This window comes from Escherichia ruysiae, assembly GCF_031323975.1.
Lineage (GTDB): Bacteria > Pseudomonadota > Gammaproteobacteria > Enterobacterales > Enterobacteriaceae > Escherichia > Escherichia ruysiae.
Genome location: NZ_JAVIWS010000001.1, coordinates 2,444,881 through 2,459,639, shown reverse-complemented (window position 1 = coordinate 2,459,639; position 14,759 = coordinate 2,444,881). Strand labels below are relative to the sequence as shown.

Annotated in this window: 15 protein-coding genes; 10 read left to right on the top strand and 5 right to left on the bottom strand. The window is 50.9% G+C overall.

Annotation, left to right across the window (positions count from 1 at the left end):
* Positions 1 to 8: 8 nt before the first annotated feature.
* Together rhaS and rhaR are read left to right on the top strand one after the other, a co-directional pair.
* Positions 9 to 845: an HTH-type transcriptional activator RhaS gene (gene rhaS, locus RGV86_RS11955; protein ID WP_000382766.1), complete on the top strand. Its 837-nt coding sequence runs from the start codon at positions 9 to 11 to the stop codon at positions 843 to 845.
* Positions 846 to 917: 72 nt separating this feature from the next.
* Positions 918 to 1,766 (top strand): HTH-type transcriptional activator RhaR, encoded by an 849-nt coding sequence (rhaR, locus tag RGV86_RS11950; protein WP_085461447.1) that lies wholly within the window; start codon positions 918 to 920, stop codon positions 1,764 to 1,766.
* Here rhaR and rhaT read toward each other — a convergent pair.
* Positions 1,763 to 2,797: an L-rhamnose/proton symporter RhaT gene (gene rhaT, locus RGV86_RS11945; protein ID WP_000063528.1), complete on the bottom strand. Its 1,035-nt coding sequence runs from the start codon at positions 2,795 to 2,797 to the stop codon at positions 1,763 to 1,765. The genes rhaR and rhaT overlap by 4 nt on opposite strands.
* A gap of 284 nt (positions 2,798 to 3,081) precedes the next feature.
* Between rhaT and sodA the strand changes: the two genes are divergently transcribed.
* A complete protein-coding gene (sodA, locus tag RGV86_RS11940) occupies positions 3,082 to 3,702 on the top strand; it encodes a superoxide dismutase [Mn] (RefSeq protein ID WP_010345169.1) in 621 nt (206 codons plus the stop codon).
* 259 nt (positions 3,703 to 3,961) lie between these two features.
* The gene (kdgT, locus tag RGV86_RS11935) at positions 3,962 to 4,945 is read left to right on the top strand and encodes a 2-keto-3-deoxygluconate transporter (RefSeq protein ID WP_024191187.1); all 984 of its coding nucleotides are present in this window, start codon (positions 3,962 to 3,964) and stop codon (positions 4,943 to 4,945) included.
* A 56-nt stretch (positions 4,946 to 5,001) separates the two neighbouring features.
* Here the strand turns inward: kdgT and RGV86_RS11930 are convergent, their stop codons facing one another.
* Positions 5,002 to 5,892: a dihydrodipicolinate synthase family protein gene (locus RGV86_RS11930; RefSeq protein ID WP_085461446.1), complete on the bottom strand. Its 891-nt coding sequence runs from the start codon at positions 5,890 to 5,892 to the stop codon at positions 5,002 to 5,004.
* A gap of 152 nt (positions 5,893 to 6,044) precedes the next feature.
* Here RGV86_RS11930 and yiiM point away from each other — a divergent pair, with 152 nt between their 5' ends.
* Positions 6,045 to 6,719 (top strand): 6-hydroxyaminopurine reductase, encoded by a 675-nt coding sequence (yiiM, locus tag RGV86_RS11925; protein ID WP_001270282.1) that lies wholly within the window; start codon positions 6,045 to 6,047, stop codon positions 6,717 to 6,719.
* A gap of 100 nt (positions 6,720 to 6,819) precedes the next feature.
* Here yiiM and cpxA read toward each other — a convergent pair whose 3' ends face one another.
* Together cpxA and cpxR are read right to left on the bottom strand one after the other, a co-directional pair.
* Entirely contained in the window at positions 6,820 to 8,193 is a 1,374-nt protein-coding gene (gene cpxA / locus RGV86_RS11920) for an envelope stress sensor histidine kinase CpxA (RefSeq protein ID WP_000580416.1), read from the bottom strand.
* Positions 8,190 to 8,888, bottom strand: coding sequence for an envelope stress response regulator transcription factor CpxR (gene cpxR / locus RGV86_RS11915; RefSeq protein ID WP_001033722.1), 699 nt, complete (start codon positions 8,886 to 8,888; stop codon positions 8,190 to 8,192). Before cpxR ends, cpxA begins: the two co-directional genes overlap by 4 nt.
* Positions 8,889 to 9,037: 149 nt before the next feature.
* On the opposite strand from cpxR, the gene cpxP reads away from it, so the two are divergent.
* From cpxP to cdh, 5 genes are all read left to right on the top strand, one after another.
* Entirely contained in the window at positions 9,038 to 9,538 is a 501-nt protein-coding gene (cpxP, locus tag RGV86_RS11910) for a cell-envelope stress modulator CpxP (RefSeq protein ID WP_016158830.1), read from the top strand.
* A gap of 148 nt (positions 9,539 to 9,686) precedes the next feature.
* The gene (gene fieF, locus RGV86_RS11905; RefSeq protein ID WP_001076752.1) at positions 9,687 to 10,589 is read left to right on the top strand and encodes a CDF family cation-efflux transporter FieF; all 903 of its coding nucleotides are present in this window, start codon (positions 9,687 to 9,689) and stop codon (positions 10,587 to 10,589) included.
* Positions 10,590 to 10,769: 180 nt separating this feature from the next.
* On the top strand, positions 10,770 to 11,732 hold the full coding sequence (gene pfkA, locus RGV86_RS11900; RefSeq protein WP_001355350.1) for a 6-phosphofructokinase: 963 nt from the start codon (positions 10,770 to 10,772) through the stop codon (positions 11,730 to 11,732).
* Between the two features lie 313 nt (positions 11,733 to 12,045).
* Positions 12,046 to 13,035: a sulfate/thiosulfate ABC transporter substrate-binding protein Sbp gene (sbp, locus tag RGV86_RS11895; RefSeq protein ID WP_001045694.1), complete on the top strand. Its 990-nt coding sequence runs from the start codon at positions 12,046 to 12,048 to the stop codon at positions 13,033 to 13,035.
* Between the two features lie 104 nt (positions 13,036 to 13,139).
* Entirely contained in the window at positions 13,140 to 13,889 is a 750-nt protein-coding gene (gene cdh / locus RGV86_RS11890) for a CDP-diacylglycerol diphosphatase (protein ID WP_024212511.1), read from the top strand.
* A 55-nt stretch (positions 13,890 to 13,944) separates the two neighbouring features.
* Here cdh and tpiA read toward each other — a convergent pair whose 3' ends face one another.
* Entirely contained in the window at positions 13,945 to 14,712 is a 768-nt protein-coding gene (gene tpiA / locus RGV86_RS11885) for a triose-phosphate isomerase (RefSeq protein ID WP_001216325.1), read from the bottom strand.
* Between the last annotated feature and the right edge of the window lie 47 nt (positions 14,713 to 14,759).

Here is a 14,759-nt window from a genome sequence, read left to right as displayed (position 1 = left end):
AGGCTTATATGGACGTATTACATTGCGTGGATTTTTTTCCGTCTGGTAACGTGTCTGTGGCAATAGAACCCCGGCTTCCACAGGTGGATTTTCCTGAACATCACCATGATTTCCATGAGATTGTGATTGTCGAACACGGCACGGGTATCCACATTTTCAATGGGCAGCCTTATACCATCTCCGGTGGAACAATCTGTTTCGTGCGCGATCATGATCGGCATTTATACGAACATACGGACAATCTGTATTTGACCAATGTGCTGTATCGCTCACCGGATAGATTTCAGTTTCTCGCCGGGCTGCATCAGCTTCTGCCGCAAGAACAAGACGGGCAATATCCGTCCCATTGGCGCGTGAGCCACAGCATATTGCAGCAGGTACGGCAACTGGTTTCGCAACTGGAACAGCAGGAAAGAACGAATGATTTACCCTCGAAAGCCAGCGGTGAGATTTTGTTTATGCAATTACTGCTCTTGCTGCGTAAAAACAGTTTGCAGGAGAGCATGGAAAGTCGCGAATCGCGTCTGAACTTGTTGTTGGCCTGGCTGGAAGAGCATTTTGCCGACGAGGTGAATTGGGAAATGATGGCGGATCAATTTTCTTTGTCACTACGTACATTGCATCGTCAGTTAAAACAGCAAACTGGTTTGACGCCCCAGCGTTACCTTAACCGTTTACGGTTGGTGAAAGCGCGTCATCTGTTACGCCACAGCGAGGCCAGCGTTACTGACATCGCCTATCGCTGCGGATTCAGCGACAGTAACCACTTTTCGACGCTTTTTCGCCGAGAGTTTAACTGGTCACCGCGTGATATTCGTCAGGGACGGGATGGCTTTCTGCAATAACGCGAATCTTCTCAACGTATTTCCACGCCAGTTTATGAATAATCAAACACGTCTTCTGGCTGAGGTGGCACGGTGGCTCATCAGTTTGTCCTTCGTAAAAAAGATTTTTTTGCCAGCGAACAGCAGGCGGTCGCTGTGGCTGATCGTTATCCGCAGGATGTCTTTGCCGAGCATACACATGATTTTTGTGAACTGGTGATCGTCTGGCGCGGTAACGGTTTGCACGTGCTCAACGATCGTCCTCATCGTATTACTCGTGGCGATCTCTTTTATATCCACGCAGACGATAAACACTCCTACGCTTCCGTTAACGATCTGGTTTTGCAGAACATTATTTATTGCCCGGAGCGGCTGACGCTTAATCTCGACTGGCAGGGGGCGATTCCAGGGTTTAACGCCAGCGCAGGACAACCACACTGGCGTTTAGGCAGTGCGGGCATGGCGCTGGTGCGGCAGGTTATCGGGCAGCTTGAGCACGAAAGCAATCAGCCCGCGCCGTTTGCCAACGAAATGGCGGAGTTACTGTTCGGGCAGTTGGTGATGCTTTTGAAACGTCATCGCTACACCAGTGATTCGTTACCGCCAACATCCAGCGAAACGTTGCTGGATAAGCTGATTACCCGACTGGCGGCCAGCCTGAAAAGTCCTTTTGTGCTGGATAAATTTTGTGATGAGGCGGCGTGCAGTGAACGCGTCTTGCGCCAGCAATTTCGCCAGCAGACCGGGATGACCATCAATCAATATCTGCGGCAGGTCAGAGTGTGCCATGCGCAATATCTTCTCCAGCATAGCCGCCTGTTAATCAGTGATATTTCGACAGAATGTGGCTTTGAAGACAGTAACTACTTTTCGGTGGTGTTTACCCGGGAAACTGGGATGACGCCCAGCCAGTGGCGTCATCGCAACTCCCAGAAAGATTAACTTGCCATGCCCATGCCGACGATGTTGGCGGCGACAATAATCACCACACAACCGAGGCTCAATACGGTAACCGGACGGCGTCCCGCATTGTTCCACTCTTTCAGCACCAGCCCGACGATACCGCCGCACAATACGTAGAAACTCATATGCAGCATCCAACTGATGTAGTCATACTGCGCCGGAATGCGGGCGTGTCCCCAGGCATAGAAAAAGAATTGCAGATACCACATCAAACCCCCCAGTGCCGAGAGCAATACGTTGTGGATGATCAGCGGTTTTGCCAGCGAGAAGTCGGCTTTTAGCGACAAATCTTTCACTTTTGCCAGACGAATAAAACAGAAACCGAGGTTGATGATCGCGCCGCCACCCATGATGACAACATAGCTTGGCAGAGCGACATACAGTGGATCAACACCCAGCGCGGCAGCCGCTTCATGCATCGGTTTTGCGGCGTTCATCGCAAAAGACATCCCGGCAGAGAAAATGCCGCACATTACCGCCAGCACCAGCCCTTTTTTCAGGTTGAACTCTTCGGCTTTAATGCCCATTTTGCGCTCTTTCAACTGCCCGGCGCGAGTCACAATCCCCACGCCAATCAACGCCACCAGTACGCCGAGCAACGTCATGCGCCCACCGTCGGTGTTAATCAGCACATCGAAATTGCCGTTGATAATTGGCGTCATCAGCGTACCGACGATCAACGTAATGCCAATGGCGATACCTATCCCCATCGACATGCCGAGATAACGCATGGTCAGACCGTAGTTGATATTACCAATCCCCCACATAGCGCCGAACAGAAAAACAGGCAGCAGGGTAGAGAGACTGAACGAGCTGTAATATGCCCAGAAATCAGGTAGTAGCATGGCGCTGATGGCCCACGGCAGAATAATCCACGAAACAATCCCACCGACAGACCACATGGTTTCCCATGACCACTTTTTTACTTTTTTGAACGGAGCGTAAAAACAGGCTGCACTGGCCGCGCCGATCAAATGCCAAAATATCCCCATCGTAATCGCGTTACTCATCTTCTTATCCTCATCATTTTTCGTCGCGTCACATCTCCGACGAGATGAGTGTAAAAATCGTGCTGTCGATTAACCTTTCGCCTGTTGCCGCCGTTGTCGATTTACTGGCAATCACGGCATTAAGTGGGTGATTTGGTTCACATCTCGGACATTTCCCTGCAAAACCATTCCCCTATGAAAAGTACGGCATTGATAATCATTTTCAATATCATTTAATTAACTATAATGAACCAACTGCTTACGCGGCATTAACAATCGGCCGCCCGACAATACTGGAGATGAATATGAGCTATACCCTGCCATCCCTGCCGTATGCTTACGATGCCCTGGAACCGCACTTCGATAAGCAGACCATGGAAATCCACCACACCAAGCACCATCAGACTTACGTCAACAACGCCAATGCGGCGCTGGAAAGCCTGCCAGAATTCGCCAACCTGCCGGTTGAAGAGCTGATCACCAAACTGGATCAGCTGCCAGCAGACAAAAAAACCGTGCTGCGCAACAACGCTGGTGGTCACGCCAACCACAGCCTGTTCTGGAAAGGCCTGAAAAAAGGCACGACTTTGCAGGGCGACCTGAAAGCGGCTATCGAACGTGATTTCGGTTCCGTTGATAACTTCAAAGCAGAATTTGAGAAAGCGGCAGCTTCCCGCTTTGGTTCCGGCTGGGCATGGCTGGTGCTTAAAGGCGATAAACTGGCGGTGGTTTCTACTGCTAATCAGGACTCCCCGCTGATGGGCGAAGCCATTTCTGGCGCTTCCGGCTTCCCTGTTCTGGGTCTGGATGTGTGGGAACACGCTTACTACCTGAAATTCCAGAACCGCCGTCCGGACTACATCAAAGAGTTCTGGAACGTGGTGAACTGGGACGAAGCTGCGGCACGTTTCGCGGCGAAAAAATAATCGCATATTGCCTACTGCAATGAGGCGTTTACGCCGTTTTTCAGCATAAAAAACAAACCATCGCACATAGCGGTGGTTTTTTTGTGATCAATTTCAAAATAAAAACAATGATCCTATAAAAATAAAACAACGTTTCAATTGATGTGGTTTTGATCACTTTTATTGCTCTGTTGAATGTCTATCTTCATTTCCATCAACACTGATGCATCGTGAAGGACTTATGCATCAGCCTATAAAAATATGCCGATAGGTGATGAAAATGCAGATAAAACACACGATAGAGAAAATCCCAGGAGGGATGATGCTCGTCCCGCTGTTCCTTGGCGCACTGTGTCACACTTTCTCGCCAGGGGCGGGAAAATACTTTGGTTCATTCACAAATGGAATGATTACCGGCACGGTGCCGATTCTGGCGGTGTGGTTTTTCTGCATGGGGGCATCGATAAAATTAAGTGCGACGGGAACGGTATTGCGTAAATCCGGTACGCTGGTGGTAACTAAAATTGCCGTGGCGTGGGTGGTTGCGGCAATTGCTTCACGCATTATTCCTGAACATGGTGTTGAAGTTGGATTCTTTGCCGGACTTTCAACGCTGGCGCTGGTGGCGGCGATGGATATGACCAACGGCGGACTTTACGCTTCGATCATGCAGCAGTATGGCACTAAAGAAGAGGCCGGGGCGTTTGTATTAATGTCGCTGGAATCCGGGCCGCTTATGACGATGATTATTCTGGGGACTGCCGGGATTGCATCGTTTGAACCGCATGTTTTCGTCGGTGCGGTATTACCGTTCCTCGTCGGCTTTGCGTTAGGGAACCTTGACCCTGAGCTGCGAGAATTTTTCAGCAAAGCCGTACAGACGCTGATCCCGTTCTTTGCCTTTGCGCTGGGCAATACCATTGATTTAACCGTGATTGCTCAGACCGGTTTGCTGGGGATCTTGCTGGGTGTGGCGGTGATCGTCGTGACCGGTATTCCGTTGATTATTGCCGATAAATTGATTGGCGGTGGCGATGGTACAGCCGGAATCGCGGCTTCCAGTTCTGCCGGTGCTGCGGTGGCGACGCCGGTACTGATTGCTGAAATGATCCCCGCCTTTAAACCAATGGCGCCAGCGGCAACTTCGCTGGTGGCGACGTCAGTGATTGTGACCTCGATTCTGGTGCCGATTCTGACTTCTGTCTGGTCGCGCAAAGTTAAAGCCAGAGCGGCGAAAATCGAAATATTGGGTACGGTGAAGTAATCTCCATCCATATAAATCAAGAGGCCGGATGATTTGTAGTCATCCGGCCTTTTGCGTTATCTGACAAAGACTTCATCAATCGTTCGACATTCACTTTCTCTTAACTCACCACCCGCATTGCGTGATACGCCAGTGCAATAGCCAAACTTACGCGATACCACTGTCTTGATGGTGGTGACAAAATCCTCACCAATGGCGTAGATGGACATATAAGTGCCAATCTGTTGCTGAATCTCTTGTAAAGCCGCCAGGTCGCCGCGTTTGAAGGCTTCACGGGCTTCGACAAACAGCTCCGGCATAACGTTGTTCAGGCCGGATATTATTCCCGCGCCGCCTGCCAGCAGATTAGGAATGTAATACTCGTCATAGCCCGAAAGCACTGCAAAATCAGAACGAACTGCCTGGGTTGCCTGAATCATGCTGCGGGTGTGTGACTGGCAATCGACGGTATCTTTAATTCCGGCAAAGTCAGGAAATTCACTCGCCAGCGTGGCGACCAGGTCAGGGGTTAAATCACAACCGGTTCTTGCCGGGAAGTTATATGCGAACCATTTGCCCTGTAATTCGCGACCCAGATGGCGGAAATAGCTTAATAATTGTTTTGCCGTCTGGCCGTAGTAGTAAGGCGGGAGGATCATCACTGCATCATAGCCTGTGCGATACGCCTCTTGCGCCATCATCAGCACATCGTGTGTGCAGGTGGAAGAAACGTTAGCGACCATTTTTAATGTGCTCATGGAACGCGCTTCGCGGATAAGTATGAGTCTCTCTTCGAGAGTGAAAGAGGCAAATTCACCAATGCTGCCCATCAGCAATATCACATCAATATTGGCTTCTGTTAGCCGCTGCAGATGCTTCTTCAGTCCGTTAAGATCCACATTACCGTCTTTATCCATTGGCGTAATGGAAGGACACCAGACGCCAGAAAACTGTGTTTGCTCGGTCACGTTGTACACTCCTGATAATGAAATGGCGTTTCAAATTCATCTCATTGATAACATTTCTAAGACGTCGTCATGTGAACCGTGCTCTCATTTTGCGCGCCTGACGTAAAATAAATATGGTCTAATGGGGAAATTTCTCGGTGGAGAGGGAACAGATGCGATATCCGGTTGATGTATACACAGGCAAAATACAGGCTTATCCCGAAAGCAAACCCAGCGCGATTGCGAAAATCCAGGTCGATGGCGAGTTGATGTTGACAGAGCTGGGTCTGGAAGGTGACGAGCAGGCAGAGAAAATAGTTCACGGTGGGCCGGACAGGGCGCTGTGTCACTATCCTCGTGAGCATTATCTCTACTGGGCGCGGGAATTTCCTGAACAGGCAGATTTGTTTGTTGCGCCTGCGTTTGGTGAAAACCTCTCAACCGACGGCCTGACGGAAAGCAATGTTTATATTGGCGATATTTTCCGCTGGGGTGAGGCATTAATTCAGGTCACCCAACCGCGCTCCCCGTGTTACAAACTCAATTACCATTTTGACATCAGCGATATGGCGCAGTTGATGCAAAACGCCGGTAAAGTTGGCTGGCTGTATAGCGTGATTGCGCCGGGGTTGGTATCTGCGGATGCTCCGCTGGAGCTGGTTTCTCGCGTCAGCGATGTCACCGTGCAGGAGGCAATAGCTATCGCATGGCATATGCCGTTTGATGACGAGCAGTATCACCGTTTACTCTCCGCTGCCGGGCTGTCGAAAAGCTGGACGCGGACGATGCAGAAGCGCCGACTTAGCGGCAAGATTGAAGATAATTCGCGGCGTTTGTGGGGGAAATAACCCCCGAAGAGTAGACCTGATAAGACGCGATCAGCGTCGCATCAGGCATCCTGCTCAAACGCCGGATGCGGCGTAAACGCCTATCCGGCCTGCGCGGAGTTTAACTCCGCTTATACAGCGGCAGCCAAATTACCAGCCGTAAACCGCCCAGCGGGCTGTCTTCAGCTTTAACCCAACCACGGTGCTGCTGAATGGCGGTTTCGACAATCGCCAGCCCCAGACCTGTACCGCCAGATTCACGATCGCGTGCTTCATCAGTGCGATAGAACGGACGGAAAATCTGTTCGCGATCTTCCGGGCTGACGCCAGGACCATCGTCGTCCACCGTAATGGTGATACCGTCTTTATCTACCGCAAAGCCCACTTCAATCTTCGTATGGGAATAACGCAGGGCATTACGAACAATGTTTTCCAGCGCACTTTCCAGGGCGTTCGGGTTTCCGTACAGCGGCCACGGCCCAGGCGGGAAGTTAACGGTAAACGACTTGCCCATCTGCTCCGCTTCGAACGCTGCGTTATCCAGCACTTCGCTCCATAACTGATTGGCTTTGATTGTCTCGCTCACCAGCGCGTTTTTCTGCTGATTACGTGACATCACCAACAGGTCGTTGATCATGCTGTCCAGACGTTGCGCTTCGGTTTCAATACGCTCCAGTTCCTTACTTTCACCACTACGACGGCGCAGTAACGCCGTACCCAGTTGCAGACGCGTCAGCGGCGTGCGCAGCTCGTGAGAAATATCAGAAAGCAGGCGCTGCTGGGAGGTCATCATGCGCTCCAGCGCGGTGACCATCTGGTTAAAACTGGCACCTGCGGCAAGAAATTCCTGTGGCCCCGCTTCCAGTTCCGGATGCTGGCGTAAGTTTCCCTGGGCGACTTCATCGGCAGCGTTTTTCAGCTTACGCGCTGGTTTTGCCAGACTCCAGGCTAACCACAACAGCAGCGGCGTACTGACCAACATGGTGACAATCAGCAGTAATAGCGGACGGTCAAACAGTAAGTTAATGAAATCGGATTGAGAACTGCTGGCTGGACGAATCAGATACAGTTGGTAATTATCTTCGCCATCACGCACAGAGAACGGGCCGACCAGTTCCACGCGACCATACTTTTTCTTCTGCGGGTGATCGGCGTTATCGGCCTGGCCAATAAAGTTGCGAATGATCTGCATTTCGCTGCGTTCTGCGCCAATCACGCGGCCTTCGGTTGTCACCAGTAACAAACGCTGCCCCGGTGGTGCCCACTTATCAATGGCACGGAACAGACGGCGCCACCACATTAAATCGTTGGGTGGATCGTTCGCCAGTTCCGCTTCGACATGCTGCTCAATCATCAGCCCCTGACGCTGTTCGCTATCCAGAAGCTCGGTCATCTGGCGTGAATCGAGCTTGGGTAACATCAAAACCAACATCAACACCAGCGCCAGCGTCAGCCAGAAGATGGCGAAGATGCGCGCGGTTAAGCTGCCTATCATGAAGCAGAAACCATCAGATAGCCGCGACCACGCAAGGTTTTAAACCACGGGTGACCATCTTTACGATCCGGCAGTTTACGACGCAGGTTGGAAATGTGCATATCGATAGCGCGGTCGAAAGGCGTCAGGCGTTTGCCCAGCACTTCCTGGCTTAAATGTTCACGAGAAACTACCTGACCCAGATGCTGTGCCAGCAAATAGAGTAGGGTAAATTCAGTACCGGTTAACTCCAGCGTTTGCCCATCGAAGCTGGCTTCCTGACGGCCTGGATTCAGCACTAAGGCATCAACTTCAAGCGTCGGTGAACCGTTGTCGTTGTTTTGCTGTTGCTCGCTCCAGTGGGAACGGCGCAGGATCGCGCGAATACGAGCCACCAGCTCACGGTCGTTAAACGGTTTCGGGAGATAGTCATCAGCGCCTAACTCAAGGCCGAGGACGCGATCAAGTTCACTGCCGCGTGCCGTTAACATAATGACAGGCGTCTGGTGTGTCTGGCGAAGTGCCTTCAATGTGTCGATACCATTTTTCTTCGGCATCATGACATCAAGCAAAAGTAAATCAATGCTGTCGTCCAGAAGATCAAGCGCCTGCTCCCCATCGTGGGCAACAATTACGTTGAAGCCTTCCATCTCGAGCAGCTCCTTTAACAGGGAAGTCAGCTCTCGGTCATCATCAACTAACAGGATTTTATTCATTGTTTAAATACCTCCGAGGCAGAAATTACGTCATCAGACGTCGCTAATCCATGACTTTACGTTGTTTTACACCCCCTGACGCATGTTTGCAGCCTGAATCGTAAACTCTCTATCGTTGAATCGCGACAGAAAGATTTTGGGAGCAAATGATGCGCATAGTTACCGCTGCCGTCATGGCCTCAACGCTGGCAGTCAGTTCATTAAGCCACGCTGCTGAAGTCGGTTCAGGCGATAACTGGCATCCGGGCGAAGAACTTGCGCAGCGCAGTACGCAGAGCCATATGTTCGACGGCATAAGTTTAACCGAACATCAGCGTCAGCAGATGCGAGATCTTATGCAACAGGCCCGGCACGAACAGCCTCCTGTTAATGTTAGCGAAGTGGAGACAATGCATCGCCTTGTCACCGCAGAAAATTTTGATGAAAACGCTGTGCGCGCTCAGGCAGAAAAAATGGCGAAAGAACAGATCGCTCGCCAGGTTGAGATGGCTAAAGTCCGCAACCAAATGTATCACCTGTTAACGCCAGAGCAGCAAGCGGTTTTAAACGAGAAACATCAACAACGAATGGAGCAGTTGCGCGACGTGACGCAATGGCAAAAAAGTTCATCGTTGAAGCTATTGAGTAGTAGCAACTCACGTTCCCAGTAGTAAACCCTGTTTTCCTTGCCATAGACACCATCCCTGTCTTCCCCCACATGATGTGGGGGTTTTTTTTATCTTCAATTTGCCTGTTGCTTGATGCATTGCAGATGATTTGCTTCCGTTATACTACCGTCAGTTGATAGCGGGAGTATTTATGAATCAATCTTATGGACGGCTGGTCAGCCGGGCGGCGATTGCTGCGACGGCGATGGCTTCGCTGCTATTGCTGATTAAAATTTTTGCATGGTGGTATACCGGTTCGGTGAGTATTCTTGCCGCGCTGGTGGATTCGTTGGTGGATATTGGCGCGTCGTTGACGAATTTACTGGTGGTGCGTTACTCGCTGCAACCTGCCGACGACAATCACTCGTTTGGTCACGGTAAAGCCGAGTCCCTCGCGGCGCTGGCGCAAAGTATGTTTATCTCCGGTTCGGCGCTGTTCCTGTTTTTGACTGGTATTCAGCATTTGGTTTCTCCGACGCCGATGACAGACCCCGGCGTCGGGGTTCTCGTGACTATTGTGGCGCTGATTTGTACGATTATCCTTGTTTCGTTTCAGCGTTGGGTCGTGCGCAGGACACAGAGCCAGGCAGTGCGGGCAGATATGCTACATTATCAGTCCGATGTTATGATGAACGGTGCGATTCTGCTGGCGCTGGGGTTGTCCTGGTATGGCTGGCATCGTGCTGATGCCCTGTTTGCATTGGGAATCGGCATCTATATTTTATATAGCGCGTTACGCATGGGGTATGAGGCGGTACAGTCATTACTGGATCGCGCGCTGCCCGATGAGGAACGGCAAGAAATTATTGATATCGTGACTTCCTGGCCGGGAGTTAGCGGCGCTCACGATCTTCGCACGCGGCAGTCAGGGCCGACCCGCTTTATTCAGATTCATTTGGAAATGGAAGACTCTCTGCCTTTGGTTCAGGCGCATATGGTGGCGGATCAGGTAGAGCAGGCTATTTTACGGCGTTTTCCGGGATCGGATGTGATTATTCATCAGGACCCTTGTTCCGTCGTACCCAGGGAGGGTAAACGGTCTATGCTTTCATAATCAGTATAAAAGAGAGCCAGACCCGCATTTTGTGTATAAAATACCGCCATTTGGCCTGACCTGAATCAATTCAGCAGGAAGTGATTGTTATACTATTTGCACATTCGTTGGATCACTTCGATGTGCAAGAAGACTTCCGGCAACAGATTTCATTTTGCATTCCAAAGTTCAGAGGTAGTCATGATTAAGAAAATCGGTGTGTTGACAAGCGGCGGTGATGCGCCAGGCATGAACGCCGCAATTCGCGGGGTTGTTCGTTCTGCGCTGACAGAAGGTCTGGAAGTAATGGGCATTTATGACGGCTATCTGGGTCTGTATGAAGACCGTATGGTACAGCTAGACCGTTACAGCGTGTCTGATATGATCAACCGTGGCGGTACGTTCCTCGGTTCTGCGCGCTTCCCGGAATTCCGCGACGAGAACATCCGCGCCGTGGCTATCGAAAACCTGAAAAAACGTGGTATCGATGCGCTGGTGGTTATCGGCGGTGACGGTTCCTACATGGGTGCAATGCGTCTGACCGAAATGGGCTTCCCGTGCATCGGCCTGCCGGGCACCATCGACAACGACATCAAAGGTACTGACTACACTATCGGTTTCTTCACTGCTCTGAGCACCGTTGTGGAAGCCATCGACCGTCTGCGTGACACCTCTTCTTCTCACCAGCGTATTTCTGTGGTGGAAGTGATGGGGCGTTACTGTGGCGATCTGACGCTGGCTGCGGCCATTGCCGGTGGTTGTGAATTTGTGGTGGTTCCGGAAGTTGAATTCAGCCGCGATGACCTGGTTAATGAAATCAAAGCGGGTATCGCGAAAGGTAAAAAACACGCAATTGTGGCGATTACCGAACATATGTGTGATGTTGACGAACTGGCGCATTTCATCGAGAAAGAAACCGGTCGTGAAACCCGCGCAACTGTGCTGGGTCACATCCAGCGTGGTGGTTCTCCGGTGCCTTACGACCGTATTCTGGCTTCCCGTATGGGCGCTTACGCTATTGAACTGCTACTGGCTGGTTACGGCGGTCGCTGCGTAGGTATTCAGAACGAACAACTGGTTCACCATGACATCATCGACGCTATCGAAAACATGAAGCGTCCGTTCAAAGGTGACTGGCTGGACTGCGCGAAAAAACTGTATTAATGATTTCGGGCAGATTTCTTTCGCCTGAAACCGATGACAGAAGCAAAAATGCCTGATGCGCTTCGCTTATCAGGCCTACATGAATTGTGCAATCTATTGAGTTTGCAAGCTTTTGTAGGCCGGATAAGGCGTTCACGCCGCATCCGGCATGAACAAAGCGAACTTTGTCAGCAATATGAGGCGGATTTCTTCCGCCTTTTTAACTCCCCAATATATACCCACAAGTTATAGCCAATCTTTTTTTATTCTTTAATGTTTGGTTCACCTTCTGGCACGCTTTGCTTATCACAACACAACATAAGAGAGCCGGGCGATGAACAAGTGGGGCGTAGGATTAACATTTTTGCTGGCAGCGACCAGCGTGATGGCAAAGGATATTCAGTTACTTAACGTTTCGTATGATCCAACGCGCGAGTTATACGAACAATACAACAAAGCCTTCAGTGCCCACTGGAAACAGCAAACCGGCGATAACGTGGTGATTCGTCAGTCGCACGGTGGTTCAGGGAAACAGGCAACATCGGTAATCAACGGGATAGAAGCTGACGTTGTTACGCTGGCGCTGGCTTACGACGTAGATGCGATTGCTGAACGTGGTCGAATTGATAAAGAGTGGATCAAACGTCTGCCGGATAACTCCGCGCCGTATACCTCCACCATTGTCTTCCTGGTTCGTAAGGGCAATCCGAAGCAAATCCATGACTGGAACGACCTGGTTAAACCGGGTGTTTCGGTGATCACGCCTAACCCGAAAAGCTCTGGCGGTGCACGCTGGAACTACCTGGCGGCGTGGGGATATGCCCTGCACCACAACAATAACGATCAGGCAAAGGCGCAGGATTTTGTGCAGTCATTGTATAAAAACGTGGAAGTGCTGGACTCCGGTGCGCGTGGTTCAACAAATACTTTCGTCGAGCGCGGGATTGGTGACGTGCTGATCGCCTGGGAAAACGAAGCACTGCTGGCAACGAATGAACTGGGGAAAGATAAGTTCGAAATCGTCACGCCGAGTGAGTCTATTCTCGCGGAGCCGACGGTATCGGTTGTCGATAAAGTGGTGGAGAAAAAAGGCACCAAAGAGGTGGCAGAAGCCTATCTGAAATATCTCTACTCGCCAGAAGGTCAGGAGATTGCAGCCAAAAACTATTACCGTCCGCGCGATCCTGACGTGGCGAAAAAGTATGAAAATGCTTTTCCGAAGCTGAAGTTATTCACCATTGATGAAGAGTTCGGCGGCTGGACGAAAGCGCAAAAAGAGCATTTCTCTAACGGCGGTACGTTTGACCAAATCAGCAAACGTTAATTTTGTTGACGATAACCAGACCCGGTGGCATCTCGCGACCGGGTTTTTTATTTGTCGCGATTTTGCGTTACCCTTGCATCTCTTTGAGGTACAGGGAAAAAACGATGAAAAAAACGGTTATTCTCATTTTGGTGATGATAGTTATCGCCGTTGCTGCGGGTATCGGCTACTGGAAATTTACCGGTGATTCGGATGTGTTACGTAAGATTGTCCTTGAGCAATGTTTGCCCAACCAGCAGCAAAACCAAAATCCTTCGCCATGTGTGGAAGTCAAACCCGATGCCGGATATGTGGTTTTAAAAGACATTAACGGACCACTGCAATATCTGTTGATGCCAACGTATCGTATTAACGGCACTGAAAGTCCTTTGCTGACCGATCCTGCAACGCCGAACTTCTTTTGGCTGGCCTGGCAGGCGCGTGATTTTATGAGTAAAAAATATGGTCAGCCGGTTCCCGATCGCGCGGTCTCGTTGGCGATTAACTCCCGAACGGGACGCACGCAAAACCATTTTCATATTCATATCTCTTGCATCCGTCCTGATGTGCGCGAACAACTGGATAATAACCTGGCGAACATCAGCAGCCGCTGGTTGCCGCTGCCGGGCGGATTACAAGGGCATGAATATCTGGCGCGCCGGGTAACGGAAAGCGAACTGGTGCAACGTAGTCCGTTTATGATGCTGGCGGAAGAAGTGCCAGGAGCGCGGGAACATATGGGAAGTTACGGGCTGGCGATGGTACGGCAGAGTGACAACTCGTTTGTATTACTGGCGACACAGCGTAATCTGCTGACGCTGAATCGTGCTTCAGCCGAGGAGATTCAGGATCATCAGTGTGAGATTTTGCGTTAAGGCAAGCAGTTAAGAAAAGTTAAGTGCCGGATGTGAAATCCGGCACCTGTCAGACTTAAGCCTGTTTAGCCGCTTCTGCAGCTTTAACGATCACTGCGAAGGCGTCAGCTTTCAGAGAAGCACCGCCAACCAGCGCGCCGTCGATGTCCGGCTGAGCGAATAGTTCAGCAGCGTTAGACGCGTTTACAGAACCGCCGTACTGGATGATCACTTGTTCAGCGATGTTAGCGTCAACTTTAGCGATGTGATCGCGGATGAATTTGTGAACAGCCTGCGCCTGCGCCGGAGTTGCAGATTTGCCAGTACCGATTGCCCATACTGGTTCGTAAGCGATAACTGCGCCTTCGAATGCTGCCGCACCCTGAGTTTTCAGCACTGCGTCGATCTGACGTGCGCAAACTTCTTCAGTTTTGCCCGCTTCGTTCTCAGCTTCAGTTTCGCCGATGCACAGAACCGGAGTCAGACCCTGCTCTTTCAGCACAGCGAATTTTTTCGCGATCAGTTCGTCAGACTCTTTGTGGTAAGTACGACGTTCAGAGTGACCGATGATGATGTACTGTGCGCCGATGTCTTTCAGCATAGCAGCAGAGGTTTCACCGGTGAATGCGCCGGACAGGTTCAGATCCACGTTCTGCGCACCCAGCATGATGTGGCTGCCTTCAGCTTCACGCTTCGCCATATCGATGTACATTTCCGGTGGTGCGATTGCAACCGCACAGCCAGCAACACCTGCCAGCTCTTTACGCAGGTTAGAAACCAGCTCGTGAACCATGTGGCGGCTGCCGTTCAGTTTCCAGTTACCCATCACTAAAGGATGTCGCATTTTAATTCTCCACGCTTATAAGCGAATAAAGGAAGATGGCCGCCCCG